This window comes from Enterobacter sp. MGH120 (assembly GCF_001037725.1).
Classification (GTDB): domain Bacteria; phylum Pseudomonadota; class Gammaproteobacteria; order Enterobacterales; family Enterobacteriaceae; genus Enterobacter; species Enterobacter hormaechei_C.
The window spans coordinates 2,733,841-2,750,953 of record NZ_KQ089940.1; the positions used below are offsets into that span (position 1 = coordinate 2,733,841).

10 protein-coding genes are annotated in these 17,113 nt (G+C 48.1%); 5 read left to right on the top strand and 5 right to left on the bottom strand.

The window, feature by feature from the left end; translation table 11 throughout:
• Nucleotides 1–246: 246 nt before the first annotated feature.
• Both SK54_RS12825 and SK54_RS12830 read left to right on the top strand, forming a co-directional pair.
• Nucleotides 247–4,374: an NACHT domain-containing protein gene (locus SK54_RS12825; RefSeq protein WP_048247357.1), complete on the top strand. Its 4,128-nt coding sequence runs from the start codon at nucleotides 247–249 to the stop codon at nucleotides 4,372–4,374.
• Between the two features lie 135 nt (nucleotides 4,375–4,509).
• Complete coding sequence (locus SK54_RS12830; RefSeq protein ID WP_001006009.1) at nucleotides 4,510–5,652, top strand: AlbA family DNA-binding domain-containing protein; 1,143 nt, start codon at nucleotides 4,510–4,512, stop codon at nucleotides 5,650–5,652.
• A gap of 285 nt (nucleotides 5,653–5,937) precedes the next feature.
• On the opposite strand, the gene SK54_RS12835 is transcribed toward SK54_RS12830, so the two are convergent.
• The gene (locus SK54_RS12835) at nucleotides 5,938–8,736 is read right to left on the bottom strand and encodes an ATP-binding protein (protein WP_048247359.1); all 2,799 of its coding nucleotides are present in this window, start codon (nucleotides 8,734–8,736) and stop codon (nucleotides 5,938–5,940) included.
• Between the two features lie 344 nt (nucleotides 8,737–9,080).
• Here SK54_RS12835 and SK54_RS12840 point away from each other — a divergent pair, with 344 nt between their 5' ends.
• Together SK54_RS12840 and SK54_RS12845 are read left to right on the top strand one after the other, a co-directional pair.
• The gene (locus tag SK54_RS12840) at nucleotides 9,081–10,817 is read left to right on the top strand and encodes an ATP-dependent nuclease (protein WP_048247361.1); all 1,737 of its coding nucleotides are present in this window, start codon (nucleotides 9,081–9,083) and stop codon (nucleotides 10,815–10,817) included.
• Complete coding sequence (locus SK54_RS12845; RefSeq protein WP_048247363.1) at nucleotides 10,807–12,225, top strand: UvrD-helicase domain-containing protein; 1,419 nt, start codon at nucleotides 10,807–10,809, stop codon at nucleotides 12,223–12,225. The genes SK54_RS12840 and SK54_RS12845 overlap by 11 nt, the downstream gene beginning before the upstream one ends.
• An 88-nt stretch (nucleotides 12,226–12,313) precedes the next feature.
• On the opposite strand, the gene SK54_RS21980 is transcribed toward SK54_RS12845, so the two are convergent.
• Nucleotides 12,314–12,610 carry a helix-turn-helix domain-containing protein gene (locus SK54_RS21980; RefSeq protein ID WP_032166700.1) on the bottom strand — a complete coding sequence of 99 codons (297 nt, stop codon included), beginning with the start codon at nucleotides 12,608–12,610 and terminating at the stop codon, nucleotides 12,314–12,316.
• A 307-nt stretch (nucleotides 12,611–12,917) separates the two neighbouring features.
• On the bottom strand, nucleotides 12,918–13,475 hold the full coding sequence (locus SK54_RS12850; protein ID WP_048247365.1) for a hypothetical protein: 558 nt from the start codon (nucleotides 13,473–13,475) through the stop codon (nucleotides 12,918–12,920).
• 97 nt (nucleotides 13,476–13,572) lie between these two features.
• Here SK54_RS12850 and SK54_RS21990 point away from each other — a divergent pair, with 97 nt between their 5' ends.
• On the top strand, nucleotides 13,573–13,905 hold the full coding sequence (locus tag SK54_RS21990; protein ID WP_071598204.1) for a helix-turn-helix domain-containing protein: 333 nt from the start codon (nucleotides 13,573–13,575) through the stop codon (nucleotides 13,903–13,905).
• A 174-nt stretch (nucleotides 13,906–14,079) separates the two neighbouring features.
• On the opposite strand, the gene SK54_RS12855 is transcribed toward SK54_RS21990, so the two are convergent.
• Nucleotides 14,080–14,583 (bottom strand): hypothetical protein, encoded by a 504-nt coding sequence (locus SK54_RS12855; RefSeq protein ID WP_001140767.1) that lies wholly within the window; start codon nucleotides 14,581–14,583, stop codon nucleotides 14,080–14,082.
• Nucleotides 14,576–17,113 (bottom strand): hypothetical protein, encoded by a 2,538-nt coding sequence (locus SK54_RS12860; protein WP_048247366.1) that lies wholly within the window; start codon nucleotides 17,111–17,113, stop codon nucleotides 14,576–14,578. Before SK54_RS12860 ends, SK54_RS12855 begins: the two co-directional genes overlap by 8 nt.

Sequence of the window (17,113 nt, forward strand, 5' to 3'; positions counted from 1 at the left end):
ATCCCAGAGGGTGTTCCTCAGGATGTATCGCTGAAATCAAATCCAGCACTAAGAATGAGGGGTGAGAAACCATTTCCTTGGTGGGTCTTTGACCATTTCTGTTGAACTAATGTTTTTGGGTTATCAAGGATACAAATTCAAGGCAGTGTTTCACTAAACCTTACCTCGCTTCAATACCAATACACTTTTAATGGGTATAATATGTGACTGCTTTTGCCGCATTATTGACAGGAACAAGGACTGGTGATGAATATTGATTTCAGTTTAATTCGTAGCGCCCCCAAAAGCCGTAACGATAGCTTTGAAGCACTCGCCGTACAGTTATTTAGGAAAACCTGTCGAGTACCGACAAATTCAACATTTATTAGTCTGCGTGGAGATGGTGGAGACGGTGGCGTTGAGGCATATTTCCGCTCACCGGACGGTGCCGTATTCGGTGTTCAGGCAAAATACTTTTTCCAGCTTGCTTCCGCAGAGCTTACACAGATTGATAGTTCCCTTAAAGCTGCGCTAAGCAACCATCCCACACTAACCGAATACTGGATTTATATACCGTTTGACCTGACCGGGCGTGTTGCTGCGGGAAAGCGAGGAAAAAGCCAGGCGGAACGCTTTGAAGAATGGAAAAGTAAAGTCGAATCGGAAGCGTCAGCGAAAGGGAAGTCACTTTCTATTGTCCTTTGTACCGCTGCTGTTATCTGCAATCAATTACTTGAGATAGACCCTTACGGAGGGATGCGCAGGTATTGGTTTGATGACACGTTGCTGACAACAGCTCAAATTCAACAATGTCTGGAGGACGCCATTGCTTTTGCCGGGCCAAGATATACTTCAATGCTGGATGTGGTGACGAATGCTCATGTCGGCCTGGATTTCTTTGGTGGGACTGGTGACTTTTGCGAGTGGTACGAAACATCATTAACACCAATCGTTCGAGAGTTCCATTCACTGAATGGATACGGACGCAAATCGCTGGATATACTCGGCGAAACCCGTGCTACATCTGCCACGGCATTGATTGAAGAAATAATTGCCTACTGTGAGAGCATGAGAGATAACAATGTCACGGCCACATCGGTTACAGATCTTTCCGTCGCTCTGTCATCCCTATTGACACTTTTCGCTGATGCCCGCCATGCTCAAGAAGATAAATTTTATGAAAAGCATGGCAAGCATAGTGATACAGAATCGTTCCGACAGTTCCACGCAGAGTATATGTGTGCATTTCCTGCCGGAGATATGGATGCGGCGAGAAAATGGGAAGAGCAGGCGCAGCAACTGCAAAATTTGCTGACTTCTCAGGTCATTGGTGCCGCAACAGCACATTCCTTACTGCTGGTTGGGCCAGCGGGTATCGGCAAAACCCACGCGATTGTCAGCGCAGCATTGCGTCGACTGGAACATGGTGGTTTTTCACTGGTCGTCTTTGGAGACGACTTTGGCAAAGCAGAGCCTTGGGAAGTGCTACGCAGTAAAATAGGGCTGGGTGCCGCCATCGATCGTTCGACATTATTTGAATGCATACAGGCCTGCGCCGAACATACTGGCTTACCTTTTGTCATTTATATCGATGCATTGAACGAAAGCCCGCGAGAAGTGCGCTGGAAGGACAAGCTTCCCGAATTGCTCGCTCAATGCAAGTCTTATCCAGACATCAAAATCTGCGTTTCAACCCGAGATACCTATCGCAATCTTGTGGTCGATTCACGCTTTCCAGGGTTTGCTTTCGAACACATCGGTTTTTCAGGACATCAATTCGAAGCGGTACAAGCTTTCGCAGCCTACTATGAGCTGGATGCAGAGATTACACCACTTTTTTCACCCGAACTCGGTAATCCTTTATTTTTACACTTGGCCTGTAAAACGCTAAAGGGCGAAGGCCGTGACAGTCTGGATATTTCTTTGCCGGGTTTTACCTCTCTGTTTCAAGGACATCTCAAACATTGCGATGTTTTAATTCGAGAACGCCTCCACTACGCAAACCCTCGCAATCTGGTAAGGGCTGCAATGATGGCACTCGCGAAAACCCTGACACATGAGTTGCCGCAGAACCGAACGTGGGAAACCTGTTGCGAAGCACTGAGCAAAATAGTGGGAACTGAGACCACACCTGAATCCTTTTTAAATGCATTGGCACATGAAGGCCTCATTATCCTTTCTGTTGTAGATGAGGATACCTTCCTGATCCGTCTGGGTTATCAACGCTACGGTGACATACTCCGTGCTATCAGCCTTGTGGAAGCTCTTGATTCGGATACAGTAAAACTAGCGGAGAAAATTGCAGCGTTAACAGAAGAAGATGCTGGATTGCTGGAAGCTCTTGCCGCCGTGCTGCCAGAGAAAACTGCTCTTGAAATTACTGCTGAAGAAGTAGGATTACCATCCGAACAAGCCCATAAGCTGTTCATCCAGTCATTGGTTTGGCGCTCCCGACAAAGTGTAGTGGAAGAAATTGATGAACACATCCATGCAGCACTGCATACACCTGGATTATGGGAGTCGGTTTATGAAGCGCTGTTTTCACTTAGTCTGGTTCCTGACCATCGTCTAAACGCAACTAACTGGCTGGGGCCATTTTTACGGCAGTCATCCTTAGCTGAACGTGACACCTACTTGTCATTAGCTGCGCTGGGATCATTTGATAATAAGACTGCTGTCTATTCACTCATCCATGCAGCACTATTTGCTGACATAACCCATTGGCCTGCTGAAAGCCGGAGGCTGGCCAGTCTAACACTTGCCTGGCTCACTTCGTGTGCTGACCGCCGAATCAGGGATTTATCCTCAAAAGGGCTAAGCAGAATCCTGGCAAACTACCCGGAGAACTGCCAAACAGTAATCAGTGAATTTGCATATTGTGATGATGATTACGTATTAGAGCGTATTAGCCTTGCTATCTACAGTGCATGCTTATTGTCATACCAACGCAGAAATGCGTTTATGCCAGCGCTCCCTGGTCTATTAAGCATTGCGTCAGATAGCAAGAATATTCTGCTCCGGGATACGGTTCAGCTATTAGTAAACTTGTTGAAAACAGGAGAATTTCCCACAGCCGTAACAAGCCAATTACAGCATTACCAGACAAACGTATCATTACCATCACGATGGCCTGTACTGGCGGATGTCAAACCCCTCCTAGATCTGGAACATTTACCATCAAACATGGTGCTCTGGGGAGAATCCATGGCCCCGGATTTCTGGCGTTATCAGGTGGAATCGAAGATTTCCGGCTTTGACTTGGAGAGCGCCAATATCAGCCATGAAAACATTGCCTGTTGGTTAATGCGAGAAGCACTTAATTTAGGATATCCCGGTTATAACCACTGCGCGCTCAATTATGATCGCCATATCGGGAGTCAGTATGGCTCGGGACGGGGTAGAAAAGGGTATGCTGACCGACTCGGTAAAAAATATTACTGGATCGCCTTACATCGACTACTGGGCATTCTGGCCAGTAATGTTCCCGCACTGGAAGACCCATATTCCGACTACGAACCTACAAGTGATCATCTATGGTCAGTCGACGTCCGTAAAGTTGACCTGACCGATGTACGCGATATCACCGCAGAAGGTGTCTATCCAGTACTGATGGAGGAAACAAATTATGCATTCCCTGACCACAATTCAGATATCAAAGGTTGGGTTAGGACCGATGATTTTCCACCTTATGAAGCTTGTCTTATTCGAACTGACGAGGAAGGAGAGCAGTGGGTAGCGCTTTCACATAGCTATTGGGATGACGATAAAGCGCCGAATGAAAATAGCTGGGATTCCCCGTACTTGGGAGTGCGTGCTTCCTACTCAAGCGCACTCATAAATGAAAGCATCCAGAACTTTAAACAGAAAAGATCACGCGATATTTTCCAATATAATCAGGGAAGTAGTTGTTATCGCGGTTATCTTGCTGAATATCCTGACAGCCCGGTATACAAACAACTTCTTAATAGTGATGAAGATAGTGAAGCGTTTAATTTTACAGAAGTCAGTTTACTGCGCGGAAACGAATGGGAATACGACTACTCATATACCATGCCCGAGCGCCAGGATAACCTCATTGCGCCATGCCTGGGGATCATTCAAAAACTCGAACTTTTATGGGATTGTCAAAGCGGTTGGGTTGATCATTCTGGCAAACTTATCGCCTTCCATCAAAAAGGTGTAAAACAACGCGGACTTTTCATCCATCGTTCGGCATTGAACGCCTATCTGTCCATAACAGGTGAAGAGCTTATACATCGCCGTTTTGCTAACAGAGGATATTTTGATTTAGCTCGTCGTAATAGCACGCAAATAGACCTGAAAACTTGGATCCAGTACCGGGCAGACAAGGCACCGGTAGTTTTACGAGAAGAGGAACTGCCGTTTAACTGCTGACAACGATACTTATTAAGTAATCAACTGGCTGCCTTGGCATCGAATGCCAGAAGAGCCATTTCGCACTACCAATTTAAGTAGACTGAAGGAATACTTGGTACAAGCAAACGCACGCCATATCGGATAGAGGGGACTATGAACGAAACCATCGAAAAACTGATTGCCAGTGGCAAGGAAGGGCCATGGTGGGACTTTAAACAAACCTACCACCAAAACAATGCAGCCCTTGTTCACGATATCCTCTGCATGGCAAACGTCCTGCATGACGGTGATCGGTATCTGATTTTTGGCGTGAATGATGAAGGGTTGATTACTGGCGTGCCGGAAGATGGTAAGCAACTTAACCAGGCAAATTTAATCGATCTGTTAAGAAAAGTCAGTTTTGCAGAGCACCATTGTCCGGATATTCAGCTGCACCACATCACACTCCAGCATAAGGTGCTGGCTATTCTACAAATTCGTAACGTCAGAATAAAACCCTACTATCTGACCCAGGACTATATAAAAGAGGGAAAAACTGTCAGAGCCGGTGTCGTTTACACCCGGCAACAAGATGCCAATACGCCCGTAACTAGCTGTGCCAGCCCTGGAGATGTCATGGCAATGTGGAGAGAGCGCTTTAATCTGGACCTGGCACCCGCTGACCGCATAGTCAGACTGCTTCTGGATTACGACAATTGGGAATATGACGGTATCAGCGAGGCCTATTATCGGTTGGACCCGGATTATGCCATTCATATTGGCGACACAGAAAAAGATATAGGAGGACAACACTGGTGGTCAACGATTAGCATTGAGCAACCTTGTCACTATGAATACATCCTCAAATACCGTGGGCGTGTACTTGAACGAGTGCCAATCGTACATTACAGAAAAGAGGGTTTACAGTTTCCCTTTCCAGAGATGGATACGCTGGCTTATCCGGGAAAAAGGGATGGATTCGTAACTGATTATTATGCTGACGTTTTTTACTTCGTAAAAAACACCTTACCCTACAATCTGTTGAGTCATATCAGAGAATTACACTCACTGCCTGGCCGTAATTCAGGCATAACCATGCCGTTAACCACCCAGACCAAACCGCCGATTATCGAGCTGCCATTTATGGTGTTTGAGAACGCAGGGGAAAAAGAAGAAAAGCTAAAGTTTATTCAAAGTCAGCTTGCTGATTTTTGTCCGGATGGTATGCCTGATACAGCATCGATGAAAACTGACCCAGAACTAAGAATGGAAGCAGAGAGACAATTTTCCTGGTGGGTTTTTAACCATATGCGTTGAGCCGAAGCCAGTAACCCTACCTGGGAGTTGTTCATTTTTGACGTTGCAACTAAAGGTCAGCGCTACGATAGCGTGTTTTAGTGCGCACTCGCGTATTTTCCTCACTCTTGGGTGAATTTGGCCTGCTTTCGCAGGCCATATACTGCTTCCACGTACGACGATGTGCTTTAAGAGAGTCAACGGCAATACCCATAAAAAGCGCTCGGTTGCACGATGTGGACAGCATCCTGATATGGCTCCCATGGACTTACCCCCCGGCCGCGTCTAACATAGCGAAACCAGCACTCAGGCTCCATGACATTTTTTATACTTTACTCCCGACCCGCAGGGACAAGGTTCATTTCTGCCTACCGCCCCGAAAAATCGCGTTACTTCGGATTTAGCCGCCTTGTAAGCAAGCTGCGCGATGTAGTTCGACTGATTTTCAACCTCCTGTCGCTGCTCACCTGTTAACCCTTCAAAAAAGGGGGCTAGCCGACACATCTCCGCTTCTGCCTGCTCATGTTCGCCTGCAAGTGCCAGTATAACGGCGTACTGGCTTCGGACCTGAACCAGTCGCTGTACCAGACCGGCTTCATTGACGACTGGCAGGACGTATTGCTCCATCACCTCTCTGGCACCGACATAGTCCTTTATTGCGACAAACTCATCAGCTAGATCCTGTCCTACCCGGACCAGAGATTCGGGGGCTGCGATCATGTTGTAAAATTTCATCGCATGAATGCGCAGAAACGGTGACACCTTTCCCTGCGCGTCATTAATTCTGGCGAGCAACTCTAGGGCATCGGCCAGATGTTTGATGTGCTCGTGAACATTTTCAGGCTGGTTGATGATTGCCCACAGCACATCCGAGTTTTTACCCATGACATCCTGTGGGGTAATACCAAATAACGCGTAGTAGCGATTCACTACGCTCAGACACAGTGTTTCTGCTTGTTTGTATCTTTTCAGTCTCCATAGCGCGATAGCATGGTTATAGTCAAAAATACGCGCATGCTCCTCATCCGGAAGGCTGAGGCGGGCATCTTCAGCCAGCGTTTGCACTTCACTAAAGTCTCCCTTTTCGGATAAGAAAAGCATCCGTTTCATGGTGTAGGCTGTGCGTTCCCGGTAACCAAACTCATGTTCTGTAAGCAAAGCTCCCATCGCTTCCAGCCATTGTGCAATTTGCTCAGAAACACCGTCTTTAAGCTCGGAAAAAACTAGCCCATCGAGTGCCCAGAACGTTTGTAAAGGCGGCAGAGAGTCCGAAGCTGTCGCCTGTTTCAGGCTTTCCATAATGTCGACAGTAATGCCCATCTCATAAAACAGCTCTTCACCAGATAGAGCGATGAGCGTCATGACATCGTTAAGCTTGATGTATATCTGCGTTAGAAGAGAAAATCGCGAAGTGTCGCGTTCTTGCTGAAGGCTCTCAATCAAAAGATCTTTTAACGCCAGTAACGCGTTATTTACGATATCCACGTCCATCATGGTCAGGTGTTGCAGCCCCAGCGCCCTGACAGCATCGTGTACCTTTAACGTCTGGTTTCCATAGTTTTCAATGGTTCCGGTGGCCCGCATTTTTTTAATTAATGTGGCTGCCCCGTTTGAAGGGATATTTAATGAGCGGGCAAGGTACCCTGAAACTTCATCACGGCTTAGCCCCACATCGGACAGACTGAACAACGCCAGAGCGTTCTGAACCAGTGGCTCAAACCCCTGATAGACACGGCTGAGAATGACTTCCTGCGCGGTTTCCGTGCTGTTTTCCTGTTGCCGCAGTTCAGCACACAGCGTGTCTATATCCCCTTTGTATTCCTCTGCGGCAACTCTCGCCGCGCTTTCGACATACAGCGGCAACCCTCCGGTGTAGCTTCGTAGCTGCTCATATCCCAGCGCACTGGCGTGCCCACCGAGGTCGGCCACTGCGGCAGCCACTGTGTCGATATCCCATCCCTGTAACGATTCACGCTGAAGTCCAGTCATCGCCTCCAGTTGACGGACATTGTCATGGGGCTGGCACAGCAGCACAAAATGGATACGGGTTGTGGCGTGCAGAACATCCCGCAGGTTCTCCACAGGGATACGATGCGCGTTATCCAGAACCAGCAGCAGGTTGTCGTTCCGTTGCTGCAAGAAGGTGTCGAACGTTCTCAGCGCTTCAACGCCACTGGCACCAGGGAGCAGTATTCTTCGCAGGCCACCTTGCTCCTGAGTCGCAAACCGGGCTGCCAGCTCACGAACCAGCGTACTGGCAAGTGCAGGGCCTGGAAGGTCGCCAGCATCGTAATACGCACACACCTGGGTACTGTGCTGGGCGGCCTGTGCTGCCCATGCTGATTTACCTGCACCGGACAAGCCGCAAATGATGCGTATCCGCTCATCCGACACAAAAGAGGGTTCCTCTCTTTGTGGCCGGTAGAGTGTCGGCGGTGCAGGGAAGTCCTGTAACTGAACGATGAGCTGTTCGAACAGGGCAGGAAGATCCCGGGTATAAAACGCATGCTGTCCGTCGGCATCACCTCCGGTGGCAGCGAGCTGGACCAGACCGGCCAGCTTCCAGATCAGGGATTCTGGCGACAATAGCGAAAACTTCAGCTGCTCTGCTTGCGAGATGCACCACGCGGCCGCATTAGCCACGGTGTCCCAGGCAGGGGGAAGTGCGGGATGGCGCTCAGCGGTTGACTGGGGCCAGATAAAACGGACATCCGCAGGAAGCGTCTTATCCTCAATCATCTTCTGCAGGTGTGGACCTGGTGCCTGGTTGGCGACGATAACGAAAGAAGCGCTTCCCTGGCGGCGCCCAACAATGTGCTCGTTACGCATCTCCGCAAACCTCGCGAGCGCGCCAGACACATCGCTGGGAATGATGGGTTTCTGGCGGGTTTTAACCTGAACGTAAATGCGCTCCTGTATGGAGTTGAGCTCAATATCCTCATCCAGCTCAACGGTTACTGTCTCCACGCTGACTTTCTGTGCCAGCAGCAAGCAGCCAACGGCATACAAGTGCTGATAAAGGAATCCCCGGTGTACGGCTTCAATACGTACCAACTGGGCAGAGTCCAGAACATCCGGCGTAGATTTTTCTTTGCTCCCCTTCATTTTTGGTCCTTATGTTACTTGTCAGAAATATCCCAGATTTGCATATCAGCCTGCGTAATAGAACTTAAGCATGGCTACCAACAGTTTGACCAGTACACCCGGATTAATCGGTGCGCAACAATTTCACCTCATATTCTGGTGGAGACAGATGTAGTGCGTATGGTGTTACATCAATAATTAAAGAAAATTCACCCGCTGTCAGATATGTCAGTAAAACAGGCTATATATCATTGATTGGGCAATTCAGGGGCGTTACTTTTATCCGTATCAGTGCACTATCTACACGTTTGTGGCTATCTTTACGAAAAGCGTGTGGATAAAAATAATAAAAGAGGGAGAGTGCCGTGGTCAGAGTTTGTAAAGTTGAAATCCAGAACTTCCGCTCTATCCGTTTACTGACCTGGCAGCCTTCGCCAGGGCTTAACTGCCTCATCGGTCCTGGGGACAGTGGCAAGACCACCATTCTTGACGCTATCGATTTGTGCCTGGGAGCACGGCGTAACGTCAGTTTCAGCGATACCGATTTTTTTGGTCTCGATGTGACTCAGCCTATCAGTATTACCCTGACACTGGGTTCGTTGCCGGATCCTCTTAGGGCAATGGATGCCTACGGTAATTATTTGCAGGCGTTCAACAGCGTGACGGGGCTGGTTCAGGAAGAGCCCCAGTTCGGACTGGAAACGGTTCTCTGTCTGCGTCTGCGTGTAGACAGTGAGCTTGAGCCCAACTGGACGCTGGTATCTCTGCGTGGCGAGGCCCTGGGTCAGGAACGCAATCTTGCCTGGAAAGATCGGCTGCTCATCGCACCGGCGAGACTTGGCACCTATGCAAGCTCAAATTTGTCCTGGGCACGCGGATCGGTGCTCAATCGGCTCACGGAGGAGCGCCCTAATCTGGGGGCTGAGCTGTCAAACGCTGCGCGCCAGGCCCGAACCAGTTTCGGTGGTCAGGCTGCGGTACAACTCGCGGCAACGCTGGACGTGGTTACTCAGAAGGCCAATGAGCTGGGTGTGCCGGTCGGTGGTCGGACTCAAGCCTTACTGGACGCTCACGCGGTTTCCATCGGCGATGGTGCAATTGCGCTGCACAACTCAACCGGTGTGCCGCTGCGTTCTCTTGGTACGGGGTCGTCCCGTCTTCTGGTGGCAGGAATGCAGCGTGCTGCCGCGCAGCGGGCCTCCGTGGCTCTGGTCGATGAAGTGGAATACGGACTGGAGCCGCATCGGCTTACCCGGTTACTGAACTCTCTGGGGGCCAGGGAAACACCGCCGCCACTTCAGGTTTTTCTGACCACACACTCTCCCGTGGCCGTGCGTGAGCTTAATGGCAACCAGCTCTTCGTTGTGCGGGGCCATCCGACAGCTCCCCACCTGGTGCTGCCGGTGGGCATTGCCGATGATATTCAAAGTACGGTCCGGGCCGACCCCGAAGCCTTTCTGGCGCGTAGCGTGATCGTCTGTGAAGGGGCTAGCGAGGTGGGGCTGATCCGCGGGCTGGATCATTACTGGACCGCCCTCAACGGTAATTCCATGCTGAGTGCAGGAACCGCATTCGTGAATGTTGGTGGAGGAGAGCCTGACCGATGTTTTGTGCGTGGGCTGGCACTGCGTCGGCTTGGCTACCGTGTGCTAGTTCTGGTGGATGCGGATAAGCCGCCCACCCCGGCGACGGTCGAGGCCTTCCAGGCCGCGGGTGGAGAACATATCACCTGGCGAGCCGGTCGCGCGCTGGAGGATGAGCTGTTTATGAGCCTGCCGGATGCAGGCGTCGACGCGCTGCTTCAGCGAGGCATTGAGCTTATGGAGGAGGAACTGGTGGCGGCACATATCCAGACGCAGTCCAACGGTCAGGTAACGCTTGCTCAGATCCGGCAGCAGCGCCGGTTGAATGGCACCCCTTATTCCCTAGAAATACGACAATTATTGGGGATCGCTTCTCGTCATCGACGAAATGGGTGGTTTAAATCGGTGACCCGGTATGAGGATGTGGCGCACGATATCCTTGGCCCTCATCTTCCCGCCTCCGATGCCGGGTTCCAGGCGCTGATTAACCGGCTTTACGGGTGGGCCCATGCCGCCTGACTACAACCTGCTGGAATATCATCGGGGGGCGATTACGGCCCCGGCCGGGTGCGGTAAAACACAAATCATCGCGGATACCCTGACCCTGTATACGGGGGCCAGGCCGGTACTTATTCTCACGCACACCAACGCGGGTGTGACAACACTGCGTCTGCGTATGCAACGCGCCGGTGTTACTGCTGCGACCTACCGTATCGCCACCATTGATGGATTTGCCATGCGTCTGGTTGCGATGTTTCCGGCGCGCAGTGGGCTCAACGTTGAGGTTCTTCAACTGCGCAATCGCGGGGCTGACTATCCCGCTATACGGCTGGCTGCCTGCCAGCTGCTGCAGGGAGGGCATCTCGATGATGTTCTGGCGGCCAGTTACGCTCACCTCATCGTGGATGAATACCAGGACTGCAACCTGGTGCAACATGCACTGGTAACCGCGTTATCAACGGTGCTGCCCGCCTGTGTACTGGGTGACCCCATGCAGGCCATTTTTGGCTTTAGGGGTAACCAGCTCGTGGACTGGGATACACATGTACTCGCTCACTTTCCACTGATTGGTGAGCTCAATCATCCATGGCGCTGGGCTAACGCAGGGTCGCCGGAGCTCGGTCGCTGGCTTCTGGACTGCCGGCGGATGTTGCTGAATGGTAACGCCATTGACCTTCGCCAGGTGCCTGCCGGGGTGACCTGGGTACCGTTACAGGCAGAAACCGCTGTTCAGCAGCGTCTTACTGCCGCCCTGACGCGCGCGGTCACCGCGAACGGGCAGGTACTGGTGATTGGAAACAGCTACGACACACGCGGGCGTCAGCAGATGGCCAGCCAGATCCCGGGGGCAACGACCGTCGAAGCCGTAGATTTGGTCGACCTTACCGACTTTGGTGCAGCGTTTAACCTGGAAGCTGCTGATGCGTTGACGCGCCTGGTGCAGTTTGCCGCAGACGTCATGACCCAGGTTGGCCCCGCAGCATTGCTGCCCCGCCTGGAAACGCTACGAAGAGGGCGAGCCCGCAACCCGCCGACGGTTGCCGAAGCGGCGTTAGTGGCATTTGCGGAGAGACCAGGTTTTATGCTGGCCGCAGAGGCGCTGCGCCTTTTGACCCGTCAGGACAATGCGCGGGTCTATCGGCCAGAGGTTTTGCGCTGTTGTTTGCGCGCCCTGCAGTCGGCTGCTGCTGGAGGCTGCACTTTTGCAGACGCCACGGTAAACGAGCGCGAACGCAATCGCCACGAGAGTCGACCCCTGGCCCGGCGTGTAATCGGCAGCACATTGTTGCTAAAGGGGCTGGAAGGGGAGGTGGCAGTCATCACATCCCCGGAAGAGATGGATGCACGACACCTCTATGTCGCTATGACGCGGGGATCTTCGCGGCTGGTTGTGTGCTCGCTAACTCCCATATTGGCGGCCCGCTAACTCCGATGCAAAGCGCCCTTGCTCGCAAATCGCACCTTCCTTAGGGGCAGTGCCTGACGTACAGCCCTATCAAATAGCCTGGCTTCTATCACCATTCTTCACGCCTTGCCGGTGAATCAAACTCCTTTTCAACCAAATTTGAAGCCTTTGTATAAGTTGAAATAGGTCCAGAACTAAGCGAAATCTCCACTCCTAAAGTATTTAACACGTTGTATAGACGCTGAAAACTTGCTTTTGAAGGGTTTGCCTCAAGTCGAGCATAAGTCTGCTGAGTGACACCCAACCTGGCGGATAATTCTCTTTGAGTTAATCCTTTTGATTTACGAAAACCAATTAAAAGTGGCCGTAACTGGCTAAGAAGTCTGACCGGGAAAACATTATCCATAAGTAGGTGACCATGTCGATTATTTAAAATAAGTCCACTTTGCGTAAAAATAACAGCCTTCAGGGTGTTTTTTTACTTTACAGCCTTTAAGGTGTAAGGATGAACTCGTTGTTTAATTTGTTGCATTAAAGTGTTAAAGGTTGCATCTGGGACTGACTAAGATTATATTTTTCAGGACTAGCATATAGTGGTACGCGCTGCTAACACTCATATTAGTGAGGCTTATCAGTGCATGAAGGGAGAGGGCAGGGTAGGCTTTGCCCTCTCTTTTTCATAACTGCATTAAACTTCAAATTCTTTTTAAAACTCATTGCCTTAATGCGATATTTTTATTAACAATCCCAATCAGTGTGTTTATTTTTTCATTTATCTTAATATGTCTTCTATCTTGCTCAAGAGAAAGTTTTCTGAATTCATTTTCCCTGCTCGGCACGGCAATTATCAATTCTTCATAAATTTCTTTTGCTCCTGACACTTTTTCCAATTCACTGCTGTATTTTTCAATGAGAGATCTTATTTGAATGTTTACATCACTGTGTTCATGGCTGGTAGCACTTGAAAATTGAAGGGAGGTTTTTTGGCTTACCTCAATTAATTGCACATTTTCTTTTGCTATATTGAATTCTGATGTGATTGAGTATAAATATTGATACACGCCTGATTTTCTTACTTTATTTAATAATCCTTTTTTAACTAGATATTGAATTTGGTTATAAGAAAAAGCTTTTGCCTTTCGATAAGTTTTCGGGAGTGAGAATCGCTCGACAAGAATTTTTGCTACATCATTACTGGTGAAGTTATCCTTGCAAATGTGGATTATTGCAGAAAATATGTACGACTCAGGGTTGGATACTCGACTATTCATATGACTAAAACAATGCAGTTAACTTAGGATTGCTAAGTATACAACAATGGCAGATACTTAGACAATCTAAGCATTCGAGGCCAATGAAGATGAATCAGTGTCTGAAAAAAATCCGATACCAGAACGACTTAAGGAAGCGAGATGCAGGGCGGGTTTATCACAGCGCTCACTGGGCCTCCTTGTTGGGTTTGATCCCGCTTCGGCTAGCAGTCGTATGAATCATTATGAGAAAGGGCGGCATGTCCCCGATATTGATACGCTCCGACGGATGGCGTCAGAGTTAAACGTGCCGTTAAACTACTTTTTTTGTGATGATCAGACCACAGCAGAACTTGCATTACTCATATCCCGGATGACAGAAGAAGAGCGAAGTAATCTTATCGAAGCACTCAAAACGTCTTCAGGTGTAAAACATGGTGGTAACAACTGATGTTCTACAAAAGGCTATTGATCTTTTAGAAGGTAACGAAAGTGCAGCATTAAACTGGTGTAAAGAGCCAAATCGCCATTAGAATGGAAGACTCCCTTCGACATAAAGGACATAGAAGAGGGAGTATTGATAATTAGTGCGCTAATTTTACGAATAGAGTAGGCCGTTTACTCATTAGCTCATTCTTGAATTTCTTTTGCGCTCAGCAAGTTCTCGAATGAGATCGTCTGCAAGCATGTCCTCTACTTTGATAGGAGTTGCGTTGTCGATATACTCAATGATGTCGGCGAGCGCCAGTACATTTCGTTCATATTTAGCTTTCAATGCTATAATTTCAGCATCAAGACGATTTGCCTTACTTATATAAGCAGCGCCGGTTCGCCCCATAGCCAATTTAGCCTTTTCATCTGTAGTCAACTCTCGTTTACCATCTTCGTAGTTGTTATGCTGGCGAAGCCTGTAATTATTGATGATAATTTTTCGAGAGGTGAGGGTACTAATGCCACCTTTAACTATTCCTTTGGCTTTAAGACGAGCATGTAACGTGGATGGTTGAATTGGGGATTTTTCCAGTCCCTCTTGCACCATGGCTTGTAGCTCGGCTTTGATGTAAGCATCAAGTTCCTTACCCTGAATGACTTTATCGTCTGCATTGCGACTGCGCGGGGTCTTAGCCATTATTATTTCTCTCTATACGTTTCTGTTCAATAAAGAAAAGATCAGCTAGGGTTTTTGGGGTTTTGCCAATTAGCATTTGTTTATTAATTCGCTCAATAACTTTATATAATGGATTGTTCAGATCATCAGAAAACAGGGAAACCAATTTTTTCTCGCCTTGAACCTTTATAGCATCAGCTTCAAGAGCCTCGAGCACGATGAGAGCTTCTTCCTGTTCTTTTAAAGCCAGCATGAAGCCTGGATTCACTATAGTCAACTTACGGAGTTGAATGATTTCTTTTCGCTTGTTTGATAAACGTCGTGATGCTTCTTCCGCTTCGCCAAGACGACCTGTAAGAGTGAAGTAGCCACAAGGTAGACCAGACTGACACTTAAGCGCATGAGGACAACCCCACCGAGCTACATCTCTCGTACAGGCTCCAAATCCAAGAGGATGCAGTTTTGCATGGCGTTGAAGCAGTGATTTCGCCTTATCAGCCAAATTTTGTTGTACTAACTTGTCATGTGCACGTTTTAGTTCAGGCAGAAAGTTATCAGACATTGTGCCAGTTATATAGTCAACAACCTCAGCAGTTGTTTCACCAAAAGTCTGCATGTTCTGCTTCAGATTATGCTCGGTATTGAGCTCAGGATTTATCATTAGTGAGGTTGTTAATTTAACGTTTGCAACACCTGTATTTTTTACCGTCTTGGAAGACCGTGATAGAGCTGCCATTCTGCGGCTAACCTCAGTTCTGGGGGAGGGTAGGTTGACCGGAATGCAGGGCTTCTGCTGCGTAGTAAAGAGTGAAAGCTGGAAACTCTTCGTGAGAGCTTGATTGTTCTCATCATAAGCCTTTTCCAGCATATTGATTGCTAGAGAAGCGGTCTGATAGGACTGTGATTCGGCCTGATGCTGATAGTGTTTATTCTGGGTGATATCAACACGCCCCATTAGGATGGCCTGAATATGATCCGTCACTCCAGCGATTGCCAAGAATGTATTTATATTATGTCTCGGTACATGCTTTTTGATAATGACACGGGATCCATCATCTTCAAAAAGATTAAAGTGATCAAAGATAGATTTTCGGTTTTGTGTTCCGCCTAACCATGCTTCTATTGAGTTTTCATCAAGTGGAAAAATATGTTGCAATGAAACAAAATCTTTACCAATTCCAAATGCACCTTCCGGCATGATGAACATCAGGTCTTCATAATTGAAGTGTACCCAGTCACCATTGTTTTTGGCTGAAATTATGCACTGGTGCCCAGGCTCAAAGTTTTTTGCTTGAGCGTAACGCTGATAGACATAATCATTCAACTGTTCTTTAGTGAAGTACCAGCTGTTCTTCTGTTTATGAACGGGTATTACCTTAGGTTTATGTCCGCTAAAGTTCGCAATGGAATTCCGAATACTCTTTCCAAGATCGTTCCTGGAGCCACCAGAACCACTAAACATGATGTCTTCAAGATAATTTTGCTCAATCCATTCATCAGGAAAATCAGCGATCTTACCTGGGAGCATGTTAGTGAAATTAGAATCTCTGAAGCCCTGAATCGTTTTACGGAACCCAGAGGTCAATTCTTGCACAGATTTATAAATCATCTCAACGACAGAATAAGTGCTTGGCGCCAGCCAATGGATCCGCCATCCAGCCTTTTTTGCACCAAGATACTCAATACCCAACCTGTAAGTAGGCCAGTCTTGATCTATTGCGTGCTGACGTTTTTCTTTATCCGTAATTTCTCGCTTAACCAAAGAAGTCATTTTCAGCAACATTATTTCCTGGAAACGGAAACCGCAAATAATTGTGAGTAACAACATATTGTAAAAGATACGCTGATAACTATTCTCAGCTAAAGCGATCAACTCAATAACACACATAAATGCACGGATTGATATGAGTCTTTCATCATCAGTTTGATCAGGGGTGGCTTCTTGCGCTTTCTTCCTTTCTTTAGTGCTGTTAGAACCATTTCGATAAGGAAACTTATTTTTTACTTCAATATTAACTAAGAAAAGATCATATTGACGTAGTAAATCAATGGACTTTACTGCAATATCGCAATAGTCGCTGACATTATCAGGACTGTCAGAATTCTCATGATGCCGCTCCATCGCTGCATGAATAATATCGGAAGTCAGATACATTGGGTGCGTTTGACTTGTTTTATTTACCATTTCCCAATACCAGCGCTTCATCACCTGTAATGGTTTGTCTAGTGTAGAACCTGATGGTAATCCGCCAGTGATACACACCAGATGCATGTGATAAGCTCGCATAAAATCCTGAAATTCCGAAGAAATATTCATTTGTGAGAGCCCCTTAACACGACTAGAAACTTCGTCCCACTTAAAGCCGCGATCTTTTGTTTCTTTAAGCCATGCAACCCCTTTCTCACCAAAATGCCAGGAGCCGGCATTCCACTCCAGTTGTCCAACAGCATTGTAGGCAACAAGACGCTCTTCAAATTTTGCTTTATATTTCTCTATATAAATAAGAAGATTATCCGCCTGTTTATTAAGTATTGTTATTTGCGTAGTCAT

Bases quoted from the DNA above. Each gene is read 5' to 3' on its own strand.
- SK54_RS12845 (WP_048247363.1), top strand. From the start codon at position 10,807: ATGCCGCCTGACTACAACCTGCTGGAATATCATCGGGGGGCGATTACG.
- SK54_RS12855 (WP_001140767.1), bottom strand. From the start codon at position 14,583: ATGGCTAAGACCCCGCGCAGTCGCAATGCAGACGATAAAGTCATTCAG.
- SK54_RS12835 (WP_048247359.1), bottom strand. From the start codon at position 8,736: ATGAAGGGGAGCAAAGAAAAATCTACGCCGGATGTTCTGGACTCTGCC.
- SK54_RS12860 (WP_048247366.1), bottom strand. From the start codon at position 17,113: ATGACTACGCAAATAACAATACTTAATAAACAGGCGGATAATCTTCTT.
- SK54_RS12830 (WP_001006009.1), top strand. From the start codon at position 4,510: ATGAACGAAACCATCGAAAAACTGATTGCCAGTGGCAAGGAAGGGCCA.
- SK54_RS12825 (WP_048247357.1), top strand. From the start codon at position 247: ATGAATATTGATTTCAGTTTAATTCGTAGCGCCCCCAAAAGCCGTAAC.
- SK54_RS21980 (WP_032166700.1), bottom strand. From the start codon at position 12,610: ATGGATAATGTTTTCCCGGTCAGACTTCTTAGCCAGTTACGGCCACTT.
- SK54_RS12850 (WP_048247365.1), bottom strand. From the start codon at position 13,475: ATGAATAGTCGAGTATCCAACCCTGAGTCGTACATATTTTCTGCAATA.